Genomic DNA, 15,897 nt, shown 5'->3' with positions numbered 1-15,897 from the left:
GAAGGCAGGACGACGTCTCCAACGCGGAAATTGAGATAGTGGATCAATGGTAGCCCCGAACTCGTCATGCCCGGGCTTGTCCCGGGCATCCACGTCGTTCGGCGTGTGCAGTGCTGCGTGGATGGCCGGGACAAGCCCGGCCATGACGAGCAGGATTTGAGATCTATCGCTTCATCGGCATCGGAATGCGCATTCGGCGAATTGCAACGATCGAGCTACCCCCTGACGAACGCGAGCAGGTCGGCATTGATCACGTCGGCATGCGTGGTCGCCATGCCGTGCGGAAAGCCCGGATAGGTCTTCAAGGTCCCATGCTTCAGCAGCTTGATGCCGATGCGCGCGGAATCGTCGATCGGAACGATCTGGTCGTCCTCGCCATGCATCAGCAGCACCGGCACGTCGATCGCCTTGAGGTCCTCGGTGAAGTCGGTTTCGGAGAACGCCTTGATGCAATCGTAATGCGCCTTGGCGCCGCCCATCATGCCCTGGCGCCACCAGTTGCGGATCACGCCTTCGGAAACCTTGGCGCCATTGCGATTGAAGCCGTAGAACGGGCCGGTCGGAATCTCGAGGAAGAATTGCGCGCGGTTGGCGGCGAGCGCCGCGCGGAAGCCGTCGAACACCTCGATCGGCAGCCCGCCGGGATTGCTCTCCGTCTTCAGCATGATCGGCGGCACCGCGCCGAGCAGGGCAGCCTTGGCGACGCGGCCCTTGCCGTGCTTCGCCACGTAGCGCGCGACCTCGCCGCCACCGGTCGAGTGGCCCACATGGACCGCGTCTCGCAGGTCGAGCTTGGCGGCGAGCGCGGCGACATCGGCCGCATAGGTGTCCATCTCATTGCCGGTCTCCGTCTGGCTGGAGCGACCGTGACCGCGCCTGTCATGCGCGATGACGCGAAAGCCCTTGTCGAGGAAGAACAGCATCTGCGCGTCCCAGTCGTCGGACGACAGCGGCCAGCCGTGGTGGAAGACGATCGGCTGGCCCGAGCCCCAATCCTTGTAGAAGATCTGCGTGCCGTCCGATGTCGTCACGAATCCTGAGCTCATGGAGTGTCTGCCTTTCTCACTGGATGGAATCTGCCGCGTTCAAGGCGCGGCGTGATGGCGCGCCTCGTCGCGTCGGTACGCAACGAAGGATGCCCGCTGCCACCTTAGCGACGGAGCGTGACGATCTCAGCAACACAGACTCGTGTGCGACAGCGTTGCACCTCAACGGGACCCGCGTTGGCTGCTCAATCCGTGAGCGGAGCCGCATGCATCTGCGGCGCGTGATCTGCATGATTTGCGGGCTACTTTGCGGTTCCGCGGCCGGACACCCGGCCTTTTCCTTCTGGAACCGGGCAGGGCCGTCATTGCGCGCCGGCGCGTCATCGCATAAAGCCTGTTCCCAAATCGTTCACGCCAGCTCAAGCTCCTGGGCTAACCCACTGAAAGCTAAACGCTAATGGGAAAATCACTGATTCCGCCGGAGCCGGCGGAGATTCACGAGGTCGCGCTGCGCGAGGCGCTGGAGGAGCGCTATCTCGCCTACGCGCTCTCGACCATCATGCACCGCGCGCTGCCGGACGCGCGCGACGGCCTCAAGCCGGTCCACCGGCGCATCCTTTACGGCATGCGGCTGCTGCGGCTCGATCCCGGCACCGCGTTCAAGAAGTCCGCCAAGATCGTCGGCGACGTGATGGGCTCGTTCCATCCGCATGGCGACCAGGCGATCTACGACGCGATGGTTCGCCTCGCGCAGGACTTTTCCTCGCGCTATCCGCTGGTCGACGGCCAGGGCAATTTCGGCAACATCGACGGCGATAATCCGGCGGCCTATCGCTACACCGAAGCGCGCATGACCGACGTCGCGCGTCTGCTGCTGGACGGCATCGACGAGGACGGCGTCGAGTTCCGGCCGAACTATGACGGCCAGTCGAAGGAGCCGGTGGTGCTGCCCGGCGGCTTCCCGAACCTGCTTGCCAACGGCGCGCAGGGCATCGCGGTGGGCATGGCCACCTCGATCCCGCCGCACAACGCCGCCGAGCTGTGCGACGCCGCGTTGCATCTGATCGAGAAGCCCGACGCCAAGTCGCGCGCGCTGTTGCGCTGGGTGAAGGGCCCGGACTTCCCGACCGGCGGCACCGTGATCGACTCCAAGGAATCGATCATCGAGGCCTACACCACCGGCCGCGGCTCGTTCCGTGTCCGCGCCAAGTGGAAGCAGGAGGAGGGCAACCGCGGCACCTGGATCGTCGTCATTACCGAGATTCCCTATCTCGTGCAGAAGTCGCGCCTGGTCGAGAAGATCGCAGAGCTGCTCAACGAGAAGAAGCTGCCGCTGGTCGGCGACGTCCGCGACGAATCCGCAGAGGACGTGCGGCTCGTGATCGAGCCGAAGTCGAAGAACGTCGATCCGGCGCTGATGATGGAATCGCTGTTCCGGCTCACCGATCTCGAGAGCAAGATTCCGCTGAACCTCAACGTGCTGATCAAGGGCAAGATCCCGAAGGTGGTGGGTCTCGCCGAGTGCCTGCGCGAATGGCTCGACCATCTGCGCGACGTGCTGCTGCGACGCTCGAACTACCGCAAGAATCAGATCGAGAACCGGCTGGAGATTCTCGGCGGCTATTTGATCGCCTACCTCAACATCGACGAGGTGATCCGGATCATCCGCACCGAGGACGAGCCCAAGCCGGTCCTGATGAAGACGTTCAAGCTCACCGAGGTCCAGGCCGAGGCCATCCTCAACATGCGCCTGCGCTCTCTGCGCAAGCTCGAGGAAATGGAGATCCGCACCGAGGACAAGAACCTGCGCGGCGAGCTGAAGGGCATCAATGCGCTGCTCGGATCCGAGCAGCTGCAATGGGCCAAGGTCGGCGAGCAGGTCAAGACGGTGCGCGACATGTTCGGGCCGAAGACGCCGCTCGGCAAGCGCCGCACCAATTTCGCCGACGCGCCCGAGCACGATCTCGCCGCCATCGAGGAGGCCTTCATCGAGCGCGAGCCGGTTACGGTCGTCGTCTCCGACAAGGGCTGGGTGCGCACGCTCAAGGGTCATGTCGCGGACCTGTCGAACCTGCAGTTCAAGACCGACGACCAGCTCGGCCAGGCGTTCTTCGCCGAGAACACCTCGAAGGTGCTGCTGTTCGCCAGCAATGGCAAGTTCTACTCGCTCGACGTCGGCAAGCTGCCCGGTGGCCGCGGCCATGGCGAGCCGATCCGCATGTTCATCGACCTCGACCAGGACGCCTCGATCGTGTCGATGTTCGTCGCCAAGGGCGAGCGCAAGTTCCTCGTGGCGGCCTCCGACGGCCAGGGCTTCGTGGTCAAGGAAGAGGACTGCGTCAGCAACACCCGCAAGGGCAAGCAGGTGCTCAACGTGACCGCGCCAGCGGAAGCGCGCGCGATCACCACCGTCGCGGGCGATCAGGTTGCGGTCATCGGCACCAACCACAAGATGGTGGTGTTCGGGCTCGACCAGGTGCCGGAGATGGCGCGTGGCCGCGGCGTCCGGCTGCAGAAATACACCAGTGCGCAGCTGTCCGACGTCACCACCTTCGAGCAGAAGCAGGGGCTGGCCTGGAAGGATTCCGCCGGCCGCGATCAGGGCCTGAGCTGGAAGGAATTGGCCGACTACCGGGGCAACCGCGCCGACGCCGGCCGCATCGCGCAGGGCCTGCCGAAGTCGAACAAGTTCAACCGGCCGATCGAGTAGCGACGTAATAGTATCCGTCCGGCGGCCGTCTATATCAGACAGCGGGCGATCGCGAGGTGCGCGATCGCCCGGGGACACGTTGGATGGCGCACTCGCATTCTCATCATCACGTCCAGGGCCATTCTCATGATCATGGTCCCCCACATGCCCATGGCCACGCCGGCCACAGCCATGCGCCGGCGAGCTTCGGCGCGGCCTTTGCGATCGGCGTGTCGCTCAATACCGGCTTCGTCATCGCCGAGCTCGTTTTCGGCTACGCCGCGCATTCACTGGCCCTGATCTCGGACGCGGTCCACAATCTGTCCGACGTGATGTCGCTGCTCCTGGCCTGGGGCGCCCTGTGGCTGTCGGGCCGGCGGCCGACCGACCGCCATACCTACGGCTATCGCCGCGCCTCGATCCTGGCGGCGCTGATCAATGCGGGGCTGCTGCTGCTGGTGGTCGGCGGCATCGCCGTCGAGGCGTTCGATCGCCTGCGCAATCCGGGCGAAGTGGCCGGCATCACCGTGCTGTGGGTCGCCGCGCTCGGCATTGCCATCAACGGCGCCACCGCGCTGCTGTTCATGCGCGGCCGCGACACCGACCTCAACATCCGTGGCGCCTACCTGCACATGGCCGCCGACGCCGCGGTGTCGTTCGGCGTGGTCGTCGCGGCACTGGTCACGATCTGGACGGGGTGGCTGTGGGTCGACCCGGCGGTCAGCCTGGTCATCGCGCTCGTGGTGCTGTTGAGCGGCTGGGAGCTCGCCCGCGACAGCGTCAATCTGGCACTCGACGCCGTGCCGCGCGACATCGCGCTGCCGGAGGTGCGCGATTATCTCGCCTCCCTCGACGGCGTCAGCGAGGTGCACGACCTCCATGTCTGGGCGATGAGCACCAACGAGACCGCGCTGACGGCGCATCTGGTCCGGGCAGGCGGAACGGATGATGCGTTCCTGCATCGCGTCTGCGCCGAGCTGTCACATCGCTTCAACATCCAGCATCCGACCCTGCAGATCGAGGCCGATGGCTGCGCCTGCAAGCTCGCTCCTGCCGACGTGGTGTAAGCCGCGATGGGTCAGCTCCTTCCTGCCAGTCTGCACATCGCGCCGGCGATTTCCCTCGACCGGCGGAGTTCCCATTCCGGCCGGCGGCGGCGCCGTGATAACAGTGACCATCTCCCGCATCGCGGCCGCACCATCAGGGACACGATGTCTGGGGTGAGACGCACGGCACGGGAATGTGCCTTCGGAACGCAACGACTGGACAGCCCATGCCCGTGACGATCTTTCACAATCCGGCCTGCGGCACGTCGCGCAACACGCTCGCGATGATCCGCGCCTCGGGCGAGGAGCCTGAGGTGATCGAATATCTGAAGACGCCGCCGAGCCGCGAACAGCTGATTGCGCTGATCAACGCGATGGGCGTCAGGGTGCGCGACGTGCTGCGTGAGAAGGGCACGCCCTATGCCGAGCTTGGGCTGGGCGATCCCAAATGGACCGACGACCAGCTGATCGAGGCGATGCTCGCGCATCCCATCCTGATCAACCGGCCGATCGTGGTGACCAGCAGGGGTGCGCGGCTCTGCCGCCCGTCCGAACTCGTGCTCGACCTGCTCGATCATCCCGTCTCCTCCTTCACCAAGGAGGACGGCGAGGTGGTGAGCCGGCCTGCCTGAAGCCTTCCGGATCGTGACGCGTTGGTGAGTTGAAACCATGGATACGGCGACCCGTCTCGAAGTGGCGAACTGGCTCGTAGGTCAGAGCCTGACCGGCGCGCCGGAAAACGAGATCCTGCGCGGCTTCTGCGAGCGCTGTCGCGCGGCCGGGCTTGAACTGTCGCGCAGCCTTGCGATCATCGATACGCTGCATCCGATTTTCGAGGGGCGTGGCTTCCGCTGGAACGATTTCGACACGAACGAAGCCGACAGCTTTGAATATGGCTCCAGCAATGAGGGAGAGGCGGCCCAGAATTGGCGGCGCTCGGTCTTCCACCACATGCTGGAGAACGGCCATGACGAGTTCAGCATTGACTTCATGAATTGTGCGCATCTCGATTTTCCGATCATCGAGGAGCTTTCCGCACAGGGACATCGGCACTATCTCGCCTTCGTGCACCGGTTCGGGGAAGCCGGCACGCTCGGCCAGATGGACTGCTTCTATTCGAACTGGCTGACGCGGCGTGACGGCGGCTTCACCGACACGCAGGTCGGCGCATTGCGCGACCTGGTCCCGCTGCTCGCGCTGACGATCAAATCCGCGCAGCAGGTCGACATCGTGCGAACCCTTGGCCGCGTCTATCTCGGCCGCGATGCGTCGGAGCAGGTGCTGCGCGGCCGGATTTCCCGCGGTGTCACCGAGCGCATCAATGCGGTGCTGTGGTTCTCCGACCTGCGCAGTTCGACCGCGATCAGTGAGAGCATATCGCCGGACGAGATCATCCCGCTGCTCAACGACTATGCGGAAGCCTCGATCGACGCGATCTACGAGTCCGGCGGCGACGTGTTGAAGCTGATCGGCGACGGCGTGCTGGCGATCTTCACCGGGGGCGACATGGCCTCGGCCCGCCGGGCTGCGCTGCGTGCCGAGCATCGCTTTCGGCTGAACATCCTGAAGCTGAACGCACGGCGCGCCGGCGAGGGACGGCCCGTCACCTCGGCCTATGTCGGGCTGCATGTCGGCGAGGTGTTCTACGGCAATATTGGCAGCGAGGACCGGCTCGACTTCACCGTGGTGGGACCGGCCGTCAACGAGGTCAGCCGCATCGCCTCGATGTGCCGCTCGGTCGATCGCGAACTGTTGGCGTCCGCCGAATTCTGCGAGGGGCTCGACGACGAAAGTCGCCGCTACCTGGTGTCGACCGGCCGCTACGCGCTGCGCGGCATCGGCCGCGCGCAGGATCTCTTCACGCTCGATCCGGAAATTGCCGGCAGCGCCTCGGCCACGCGGGCCTACGAGAACTACTTGGCGGACGAGATGTCGCACCCTTGACCCACGTCAATGCCCAGCCGAAGCGAGTCTGCCCAGCATCCCTCTGCCGGGAGATGAAAGCTCATGTACAAACATATTCTGCTGCCGACCGATGGCTCCGATCTGTCCAAGGCCGCGATCAAGCACGGCATTGCGCTCGCCAAGGCGACCGGCGCAAAGGTCACGGCGCTGGTGGTGTCGACGCCGCTGCATTCGCTGGTCGTCGATCCTCACGCTGCGACCAAGGCGCTCGCGCAATACAAGTCGCTGGTGGCCGATCAGACCGCGAAATATCTCGATCATGTGAAGGACGATGCCGAGCGGGCCGGCGTCGCCTGCGCCACGCTCTGCGTCGAGCACGACAAGCCCTATGAGGCGATCGTCGAGACCGCCCGCAAGCAGCATTGCGATCTGGTGCTGATGGCCTCGCATGGGCTGCGCGGCGTCTCGGCGATCCTGGGCAGCGAGACCTTGAAGGTGCTGACGCATTCGACCGTGCCGATCCTGGTCTATCGCTAGGCGGGCTGCGGCTCCGGTTGCCGCGCGATCGCCACGACCGGCGAGGCGAGGATGACGAGCGCCTGCAGGCCGAAGATGGCGGCGACGAGGTAGAGACACGTGTCGGCGCCGTAGCGGCCGCCGACGACCGCGCCGAGCAGCGAGCCCAGCGGACGGGCGCCGTAGCTCAGGATGTTGATGGCCGACACCCGCCCGAGCAGGCCGGCCGGGGTCACCGACTGCCGCAGCGTCGTGGTCGAGATCACCCAGAGGATCGGCCCGGCGCCGAGCAGGAAGAAGCTGAGCCCGGCAAGGACAGGCGAGGGAACGAACGTGGTCAGTGCCATCACGAGCGCCGCGGCGAAGCCGGTGACGGGGCCGAGCCCGATGACGGTGCCGAACGGCAGAAGCCGCATGATGCGCGTCGCCAGCAGCGCGCCGCACACCATGCCGACGCCGAACATCGACAGCACCGAGCCGACGCCTCCTGCCGACAGGCCGAGCCGGTGGACTGCATAGGGCACGAACACCGCGAGCAGCAGGAAATGGGCCGTGTTGAAGATGAACTGGGTTGCGAACACCGGCCGCAGCAGCGGATGATGCAGCACGAAGGCGGCGCCTTCCCTGATGTCGGCCAGCGGATGGCGGCGCGGCACGGGCGCGCGGGCGGGCTCGGCGATGCCGGCCAGGCAGACGGCTGCGACCAGCGAGAGCGCAGCGGCGCAGCCGAAGGCGGGCGCGCCGCCGATCCAGCCGACCAGCACGCCGCCGAGCGCGGGCCCCGCGGCGAAGGCGACGGTACGGGCAAGCTCGATGCGCGCATTCGCAGGCGCCAACTGGGCGGGGGCGACCAGGCTCGGCACCAGGGCCGGCGCGGCGACGCTGAACACCACCGTGCCGCACACCGCTGCGAATCCAAGCGCCGCCAGCAACGGCAGCGTGAGCGCGCCGGCCGCGAAGGCGATGAGGATCGCGAGCAGCGCCAGCGCGCGAAGCATCTCTGCCAGCGCCATCAGCAGCCGTCGCGACATCCGGTCGGCGAGCAGCCCCGCAGGGATCGCGAACAGCACGAAGGGCGCGGTCAGCGCCGTCTGCAAGAGTCCAGTCTCGCCCTCGCCGACACCGAGCGCGAGCACCGCGACGATCGGCGCTGCGGCGAGCGCGATCTGCTCGGCCGATTGCGCGGTGAGGTTCGACCAGGCGAGGCGGTGGAAGGCGGCGGGCAGGGCGGGCGAGGGAGTCATGAAGAGGAACCTGATGTGATGATGTGGCCATCATCGCCGCTCAGCCTCCCTGCGCCCACCCGCTTCCTGATCTCTGGCATCGGCCGTCGTGCTGCGGACGGCCTACGCCGCGGTCGGTGCCTCGGCCAATCCCCATTCCGGCGGCAGCGTGCGGAACGCCAGATGCGTGCCGGCATTCAGCGGCGCCGTCTTGAAGCCGAACCGGTGCCAGGCCAGCGCCAGCGCATGCTGGGTGTAGATCGAGATGTGGCCGTTGCGCGGCGCGATGTACCACCAGGACATGCCCTGGCTGTCGAAGTCGTCCGGCTGGGTCAACGTCGAGTAGAACACCGCGCCCGGTTCGGCCACGCAGGCCGCCATGGCTCCGATCGTCTCCAGCGGATCTGGCACGTGCTCCAGCGTCTCGAAGCAGGTGACGAGATCGAACTTGCGATCGGGTCGGGTTGCGTGCTCGGCCACCATCGGATCATAGGTGACCGCTTCCGCGAAGCCTTGAGCGCGCAGGCCGGTGCAGAACAAGTCGTTGCCGCCGCCGAAGTCGAGCACCCGCATTCCGGCCTTGTGTGGCGCCCAGAAGCGGGCCACGGCCGCCGCATTGTCGGTTGGCCGCTTGACCCGATAGTCCGGATCCACGGCTTCGTAGCCGTCGTTGTAAATGTGGGTCTTGAACTGCTCGATGCTCCAGTGGTCGAAGGCGTCCGTGAACAGGAAGCCGCAATCCGCGCAGCGCCGGTAGTAGATGGGCACGCCGGCCAGCGGCGGGCGACGGGCATGGGCCGTCTGGCAGGGGCGGTTCATGTCGACCACGCCGTAGAGATTGGCAGGACCGTCACAGATCTTGCAAGGCACGGGCGCGTTCGTGACCGGTCGGAGCCCGAGTTGGGTAGAGAGCATGGTGGATCCCGTCAGTGGGGTAGTGGGACCCGTCGCCGATGGGCCGCCTCGAGGAGGCGGGCCGCGAATCGGCAGGGACGAGCTTTCGCAATGATGAAGCGGTATCGGAGGATTTCCAGCATCTCTATGTGGCACCGCCACATGGGCAAGTCGCACTTGCAAGTAAGTTGCATTAAACGTCAGTTTCGTCCAGGATAGCGCCATGGACGCAAAATCGTCAGACCTTTCGCAACTGCACGCCATGGTTCCGCCGAGCGACCGCCTGAACGGAGGCTGGCGCGGTGAGCGCGGCGATCCGTCTCTCGGCGACATGTTCGCGACGGTACGAACCGCGACAAAAGGGTCGCTCTGGCGCAAGCTGCTGGCCTTTCTCGGACCCGGTTACCTCGTCGCCGTCGGCTATATGGACCCCGGCAATTGGGCAACGTCGCTGGCCGGCGGTGCCAAGTTCGGCTACGTCCTGCTCTCGGTCGCGCTGCTGTCCAACCTGATGGCGATCGTGCTGCAGTCGCTGTGCACGCGGCTCGGCGTCGCCACCGGCCGCGACCTCGCCCAGGCCTGTCGCGACTCTACCCCGCGCTGGGTCTCGGTGCCGCTTTGGCTGTCGGCGGAGATCGCGATCACGGCCACCGACCTCGCGGAAGTGATCGGTACTGCGATCGGTCTCAGCCTGCTGTTCGGGCTGCCGCTGTCGATCGGCGTCTGCGTCACCGCACTCGATGTCTTCCTGATCCTGGCGCTGCAGGCGTTCGGCTTCCGCTGGATCGAGGCGTTCGTGGTCGCGCTGCTCGGCATCATCGCGCTGTGCTTCGCGATCCAGATCGCGATGGCGCAGCCGGACTGGGCCGAGGTGGTGAAGGGCTTCGTTCCCAGCGGACAGCTGATCGCCAATCCGGAGATGCTCTATCTGGCGCTCGGCATTCTCGGCGCCACCGTGATGCCGCACAATTTGTATCTCCACTCGGGCCTGGTCCAGACTCGCGGCTACGGCGACAGCCCAGAGGACAAGCGCGAGGCGATCACGCTCTCCACGATCGATTCCACCATCGCGCTGTGCCTGGCGCTGACCATCAACGCCTCGATCCTGATCCTGGCGGCGGCGACGTTCCACCGCACCGGACAACGCGACGTCGCCGAGCTTGACCAGGCGTATTCCTTCCTGGCGCCGCTGCTCGGGTCGACGCTGGCGCCGACGCTGTTTGCGATCGCGCTGTTGTGCTGCGGCCTGAATTCGACGATCACCGCGACACTGTCCGGCCAGATCGTGATGGAGGGCTTTCTTCACTGGCGGGTCGCGCCCTGGCTGCGCCGGCTGATCACCCGCATGATCGCAATCGTGCCGGCCGTGGTGGTGACGATCTGGGCCGGCGAGAAGGCGACCGGGCAGCTCCTGATCCTCAGTCAGGTCGTGCTCAGCCTGCAACTGCCGTTCGCCATCGTGCCGCTGGTGCTGCTCACCGCGAGCCGGGCCAAGATGGGGCAGTTCGTGGCGCCGCGCTGGCTGACGGCGATTGCGACCTTGATCGCGGTGGTGATCATCGCGCTCAATGCCAAGCTGGTGTGGGATCTGGCCACGGGCTAGAGGTGGCGCGCAGGGAGGAGCGAACAGGAGATTTCGAAGGACCTCTACTCCCCACTCGCTACTGCATCCCTCTAGTCCTGCGGCTCGGGTGCGATGTCGCCTTCGGCATCCACGCGCAGCCAGCCGGCAGCCGCGAGCCGTTGTTGCGGCAGATAGCGGCTCTTGTAGTCCATCTTCTTCGAACCCTCGATCCAATAGCCGAGATAGACGTAGGGCAGGCCCTGGCGCCGCGCCCGGGCGATGTGGTCGAGGATCATGAAGGTGCCGAGCGAGCGCGTGGTCTCCGACGGGTCGAAGAACGAGTACACCATCGACAGGCCATCGCTGAGCACGTCGGTCAGGGCGACCGCGACCAACTCGCCGCCCCTGGCGTTCGGACCGTTGCTCAGATTGCGGCGGCGGTACTCGATGATTCTCGTCTCGACATGGCTGTCCTCGACCATCATGGCGTAATCGAGCACCGTCATGTCGGCCATGCCGCCATGGCGATGGCGCTGATCGAGATAGCCGCGGAAGATCGAATATTGCTCGGAGGTCGGCACGGCGCTGCGCTGCTCGCCGACCAGATCGGAGTTGCGCGCGAGCACCTTCCGGAAGTTGCGCGAGGGGCGGAATTCGTTGGCGATCACGCGGACGGACACGCAAGCGCGGCACTGGTCGCAGGCCGGCCGGTAGGCGATCGACTGGCTGCGACGGAAGCCGCCATGGGTGAGAAGGTCGTTGAGATCGGTCGCCTTGTCGCCGACCAGATGCGTGAACACCTTGCGTTCCTGCCGGCCCGGCAGATACGGGCAGGGCGAGGGCGCGGTCAGGTAGAATTGCGGGGTGTCACGCGAATGCTGGGTCAAGGAACGTCGTGAGCCTCCGAGGCGATCATCAACAGAATTGCGCTCCGGAGGCGGCCGGTCAATCGCTTTTGCTGTGCCACCGGACGTCTCATCAGGTACGAGCCGGTTCAGTCAGTTGCGAGCGCACGGACGTGTTGATCACGACGGTGCCGAGCACGAAATCGTGCAGCAGCCGGCGGCGGCTGTTGAACAGTCCGACCAGCAGCACGAGCGGCGACAACACCGAGACCGAGATCCAGAAGCAGACTGCATGCACGGCACCGAGCACAAAGTAGCCCGGCGCGCCGTACCAGGTCCGCACCTCCAGATCCATCACCCGCATGCCGATCGTCGCCGAGCTCGGCCCGCCGATCGTTGCGCCGTAGTAGACGATGGCCCAGATCACGGAAGCCGGCGACACCAGCCAGAACAACGCCCAGCCGAGACCCAGCGTGACCACGCCGAATACGGCAATGAAGATCACCGCCAGGATCACCGGGACCGAGAGCACCAGGAGATCGATCAGGAATGCGATCATCCGCCGCGTCAGCACGCCGCGAAACAATTCCGGCTGCTGATAGGGATCGTAGGCGTGCGGCCGAGCACCGGGACCGTCATTGCTATCGCCTGAGCCCATATACGCCATGAATAAGCCCTCCGGATTGGCACCCAGCACATGGGAACCCGACTTGCGCTTGCAAGGGCCGTTCTTGCAGGAGGCGCGGCAAATTTCCGGCCATTTCGCGACTTCTGAGCCCTTTCCGCGACCCGGCGGTTCGCGCACGCGAAAGGATCGGCGTGCTCAAAGACCGGCGGGTCCCGAAAGATCCCAGCGCCTCCTCAACGCTGCTGCCGCAGCCGTTCGGCGGCTTGCGGGGCGAAATAGGTGAGCACACCGTCGGCGCCGGCGCGCTTGAAGGCCAGCAGGCTCTCCATCATCGCCCGATCGCCGTCGATCCAGCCATTGTTGGCGGCCGCCGCGATCATCGCGTATTCGCCCGACACCTGATAGGCGAAGGTCGGCATGCTGAACGTGTCCTTCACGCGCCTGACGACGTCGAGATAGGGCATGCCCGGCTTGACCATCACCATGTCGGCGCCCTCGGCGATGTCGAGCTCGACCTCGCGCAGGGCCTCGTCGCTATTGGCGCTGTCCATCTGGTAGGTGCGCTTGTCGCCGGTGAGCGTCTTGGCCGAGCCGATCGCGTCGCGGAACGGGCCGTAGAAGGCGGATGCATATTTGGCTGCATAGGCCATGATCTGCACGTCGAGGAAACCGGCTTGATCCAAAGCCTGGCGGATCGCGCCGACCCGGCCGTCCATCATGTCCGACGGCGCAATGATGTCGCAGCCGGCCTCGGCCTGGACCAGGGCCTGGCGCACCAGCACGGCGACGGTCTCGTCGTTGAGGATGCGGCCGTCCCGGATCAGGCCGTCATGACCGTGACTGGTGAAAGGGTCCAGCGCGACGTCGCAGAGCACGCCGATCTCCGGGAACTCCTTCTTGATCGCGCGCACCGCCTGGCAGACTAGGTTGTCCGGGTTGCAGGCCTCGGAGCCGTGCTCGTCGCGCAGCGACGGCTCGGTATAGGGGAACAGTGCGATGCAGGGGATGTCGAGCCTAACCGCGCGTTCGGCATCGCGGACGATCTCGTCGACGCTCAGCCGCTCCACGCCCGGCATCGAGGCGACGGTGCTGCGGGTCCGGTCGCCCTGCACCACGAACAGGGGCCAGATCAGATCGTCGGTGGTGAGCACGTTCTCGCGCACCAGCCGGCGCGCCCACTCGGCCTTGCGGTTGCGGCGGGGACGGATGGTGAGGTCGAGCGCCGGTGTCGGTGCAGTGGCCGGATTGCGCGCGGTGTCGCGCAGGTCGATCGGGCGGCCGAATTTGATCGCCATGGGTGCTGGCTCCTTGAGCTGGCCGGCGAGCCGGATTTGATTTGTTGTAATTCCAACAATCTGTAGCACTTCGGCCGTCGCCCGTCACTTGACCTGACGCAAGCGGCCCGGGTTGATTTCCGGCCCGGTTGCTTTCACGGTGCCGGCCGGCCAAGAATCGCCACGCTCCTGGTCTTGAGAGGCCCCAATGACGACCATCCTGTTCTGCTCGAGCTGCCATGGCTGAGATTCCCTCGGCGCGAGATCTGGCACGTGACAACGCCGCCATGTCGATTGCCGCCATGTCCTCGGATCGGCGCGAGAGCGACGACAATGTCTGGACGCGGCGGCTCGTGCTGTTCCTGCGGGTCATGGCCATGCTCTCGATCGCCAAGGGCCTGTACCACTGGGCCCAGGTGACCGGCTTCATCGGCGGCGAGGACGACGCGTTCGAAAACCAGGCGATGGCCTGGCAGGCTGCGACGGTCTATTTCGCGGTCATCGAGCTCGTCGCCGCGGTCGGCCTTTGGCTGGCCACGCCATGGGGCGCAGTGGTGTGGCTCACCACGGTGGTGTCGATGGCGGTGATCGAGCTGATGTTCCCGGGCATCTATGGCGGCAATCTGCTGGTGGTCGCGGGCGAGGCAATCATGCTCGCCGCCTACCTCGTGCTGGCCTGGATGGCGGCCCGGGAGCGGCCACCATAGGTCGTGCGGAAAATTCGTTGCACGCTGTAAATCTTTTCAGCGCCATGCAAGTAATGTTTCGAACACCTTAAGAGCGCCTGCCACAGCTGTTACAGAGACCTTAGCGGCGCTACCCAAGCGTGTTTTGTAATGCGACAGGTGGGTGAAACAGAGCGCGAACATCGCGCCTCGACCGTCAACGGACTATTGCAAAAGCCTCTGTAATTACTGAATTAAAAGAGGATTCACTCTCCGCGATTCATTCTCTCTTTATGCTCTTATTTAAGGCGATCTTCAAAGCACGCCCCTTAAGTTCGTTCTATCAGACGGGACAAAAGTTTCGTCGAATAAGTCGACAAAAACGACGACAGGGGAAGTGTCATGATGAAAGCCGTTGCGACGGCCGTGGAGACTGCTGCGCCGGGCCAGGGCGGCACCGTCCAGTCGCTCTATCTGGAAGCTCTGACGCTGGTGGAGCGGCTGCATCGCCGCCTGCTCGACGTCATCAAGGACGAGTTCGACCGCCGTGGTCGTTCCGACATCAATTCGGTCCAGGCGCTGCTGCTCTATAACATCGGCGACAAGGAGCTGACCGCGGGCGAGCTGCGCACGCGCGGCTACTATCTCGGCTCCAACGTCTCCTACAACCTGAAGAAGCTGGTCGAGCTCGGCTTCCTCGATCATCAGCGCTCGCGCGTCGATCGCCGCTCGGTCCGCATCCGCCTGACCCCGCAGGGCCAGGAGATCCGCCGCATCGTCGACTCGCTGTATCAGAAGCACGTCAAGACCGTAGAGCAGGTCGGCGGCATTTCCAGCGAGGAGTTCTCGACGCTGAACAAGTCGCTGCATCGTCTCGAGCGGTTCTGGACCGACCAGATCCTGTATCGCCTCTGACGCGCTCGCATCGTTTCGGGCTGAACCGGCCTCCGACATCGAGGGCCAAGACCGGACAGCCGTTGATCGTCTGGAAGTCGTTCTTGCGCCGGCCCCTTCGGCCGGCGCTTTTTCGTGTTCGTTTGGCAAAACCCTGGTCCGAATTGGAACCAATCAAGGCTCCTGGGCTTATGTCCCTGGACCGGAGGTCGGACCATGCTGCACGATGCCGGAATGCAAGTCATGAACGTGGCGATGGTCGGCGATGCTTATGCCATCGCCTCCAACTATCTGCGTCTCTCTGGCGAGATGCCGGAGGAGTTCACGCCGAACGAAAGACTTGTCGACATCATCGTTCAACTGATTCACCGCGGAGAATTCAACAAGCTCAAGCTCGCCAACAAGGCGATTTCGATGTTCAAGTCTGCCTGACGGCTGACGTTCAAGAGGGGATGATATGGAAGCCGCCATCGATCGCATCATGCACACCTACGACCTGCTGGCGAACCGCACCGCTGCGGCGAGCGACGAGGCGCGCCGCAAGGTGAGCGCCTACATCCAGACGCTGTTCGAAGCCGGCGAGCGCGACCCGCATCGTCTCACGGTGTGCGGCCTGACCTATCTTCGCCAGCTCGACGGCCGCGTCGATCCGGTGAAGGCGGGCTACACCGGCCTCTGATGTGTTCGGCGCGAATTTGCTCGCGCGACGCTTGCCTCATGATACCCGACAACCTGGATGAGACCTTCCGGTTTCATGCGGGTTGTTTG

Annotated in this window: 16 protein-coding genes; 10 read left to right on the top strand and 6 right to left on the bottom strand. The window is 65.1% G+C overall.

Annotated elements, in window-relative coordinates:
- Window positions 1-215 precede the first annotated feature (215 nt).
- The gene (locus QW863_RS04865; protein WP_315711421.1) at window positions 216-1,046 is read right to left on the bottom strand and encodes an alpha/beta hydrolase; all 831 of its coding nucleotides are present in this window, start codon (window positions 1,044-1,046) and stop codon (window positions 216-218) included.
- A gap of 397 nt (window positions 1,047-1,443) precedes the next feature.
- Between QW863_RS04865 and parC the strand changes: the two genes are divergently transcribed.
- The 5 genes from parC (at window position 1,444) to QW863_RS04840 (ending at window position 7,163) form a co-directional block, all read left to right on the top strand.
- On the top strand, window positions 1,444-3,696 hold the full coding sequence (gene parC, locus QW863_RS04860) for a DNA topoisomerase IV subunit A (protein ID WP_315711422.1): 2,253 nt from the start codon (window positions 1,444-1,446) through the stop codon (window positions 3,694-3,696).
- An 83-nt stretch (window positions 3,697-3,779) separates the two neighbouring features.
- Window positions 3,780-4,742, top strand: a complete 963-nt coding sequence (locus QW863_RS04855) for a cation diffusion facilitator family transporter (RefSeq protein WP_315711424.1) — start codon at window positions 3,780-3,782, stop codon at window positions 4,740-4,742.
- 206 nt (window positions 4,743-4,948) lie between these two features.
- Complete coding sequence (arsC, locus tag QW863_RS04850; protein ID WP_315711425.1) at window positions 4,949-5,353, top strand: arsenate reductase (glutaredoxin); 405 nt, start codon at window positions 4,949-4,951, stop codon at window positions 5,351-5,353.
- Between the two features lie 37 nt (window positions 5,354-5,390).
- Window positions 5,391-6,665, top strand: coding sequence for an adenylate/guanylate cyclase domain-containing protein (locus tag QW863_RS04845; protein WP_315711426.1), 1,275 nt, complete (start codon window positions 5,391-5,393; stop codon window positions 6,663-6,665).
- A gap of 63 nt (window positions 6,666-6,728) precedes the next feature.
- Entirely contained in the window at window positions 6,729-7,163 is a 435-nt protein-coding gene (locus tag QW863_RS04840; protein WP_315711427.1) for a universal stress protein, read from the top strand.
- Here QW863_RS04840 and QW863_RS04835 read toward each other — a convergent pair.
- A complete protein-coding gene (locus tag QW863_RS04835; protein ID WP_315711428.1) occupies window positions 7,160-8,386 on the bottom strand; it encodes an MFS transporter in 1,227 nt (408 codons plus the stop codon). The two genes, QW863_RS04840 and QW863_RS04835, sit on opposite strands and share 4 nt — an antisense overlap.
- A gap of 102 nt (window positions 8,387-8,488) precedes the next feature.
- Complete coding sequence (locus QW863_RS04830) at window positions 8,489-9,280, bottom strand: class I SAM-dependent methyltransferase (protein ID WP_315711429.1); 792 nt, start codon at window positions 9,278-9,280, stop codon at window positions 8,489-8,491.
- Window positions 9,281-9,482: 202 nt separating this feature from the next.
- Here QW863_RS04830 and QW863_RS04825 point away from each other — a divergent pair, with 202 nt between their 5' ends.
- Window positions 9,483-10,862 carry an Nramp family divalent metal transporter gene (locus tag QW863_RS04825; protein ID WP_315711430.1) on the top strand — a complete coding sequence of 460 codons (1,380 nt, stop codon included), beginning with the start codon at window positions 9,483-9,485 and terminating at the stop codon, window positions 10,860-10,862.
- 71 nt (window positions 10,863-10,933) lie between these two features.
- Here the strand turns inward: QW863_RS04825 and QW863_RS04820 are convergent, their stop codons facing one another.
- The 3 genes from QW863_RS04820 to hemB form a co-directional block, all read right to left on the bottom strand.
- A complete protein-coding gene (locus QW863_RS04820) occupies window positions 10,934-11,710 on the bottom strand; it encodes an arginyltransferase (protein ID WP_315711431.1) in 777 nt (258 codons plus the stop codon).
- A gap of 91 nt (window positions 11,711-11,801) precedes the next feature.
- Window positions 11,802-12,335, bottom strand: a complete 534-nt coding sequence (locus tag QW863_RS04815; protein WP_315711433.1) for an RDD family protein — start codon at window positions 12,333-12,335, stop codon at window positions 11,802-11,804.
- Between the two features lie 194 nt (window positions 12,336-12,529).
- Window positions 12,530-13,591 (bottom strand): porphobilinogen synthase, encoded by a 1,062-nt coding sequence (gene hemB / locus QW863_RS04810; protein ID WP_315711434.1) that lies wholly within the window; start codon window positions 13,589-13,591, stop codon window positions 12,530-12,532.
- Window positions 13,592-13,809: 218 nt separating this feature from the next.
- Here hemB and QW863_RS04805 point away from each other — a divergent pair, with 218 nt between their 5' ends.
- From QW863_RS04805 to QW863_RS04790, 4 genes are all read left to right on the top strand, one after another.
- Window positions 13,810-14,277: a DUF6163 family protein gene (locus tag QW863_RS04805; RefSeq protein ID WP_315711435.1), complete on the top strand. Its 468-nt coding sequence runs from the start codon at window positions 13,810-13,812 to the stop codon at window positions 14,275-14,277.
- A gap of 360 nt (window positions 14,278-14,637) precedes the next feature.
- Window positions 14,638-15,150 carry a transcriptional regulator LdtR gene (gene ldtR / locus QW863_RS04800; RefSeq protein WP_008962376.1) on the top strand — a complete coding sequence of 171 codons (513 nt, stop codon included), beginning with the start codon at window positions 14,638-14,640 and terminating at the stop codon, window positions 15,148-15,150.
- 195 nt (window positions 15,151-15,345) lie between these two features.
- The gene (locus QW863_RS04795) at window positions 15,346-15,561 is read left to right on the top strand and encodes a hypothetical protein (protein WP_315711436.1); all 216 of its coding nucleotides are present in this window, start codon (window positions 15,346-15,348) and stop codon (window positions 15,559-15,561) included.
- A gap of 25 nt (window positions 15,562-15,586) precedes the next feature.
- Complete coding sequence (locus QW863_RS04790) at window positions 15,587-15,808, top strand: hypothetical protein (protein WP_315711437.1); 222 nt, start codon at window positions 15,587-15,589, stop codon at window positions 15,806-15,808.
- Window positions 15,809-15,897 lie beyond the last annotated feature (89 nt).

The organism is Bradyrhizobium sp. SZCCHNR1017 (assembly GCF_032381375.1).
Lineage (GTDB): Bacteria > Pseudomonadota > Alphaproteobacteria > Rhizobiales > Xanthobacteraceae > Bradyrhizobium.
This window is presented reverse-complemented; position numbering and strand designations above follow the sequence as displayed.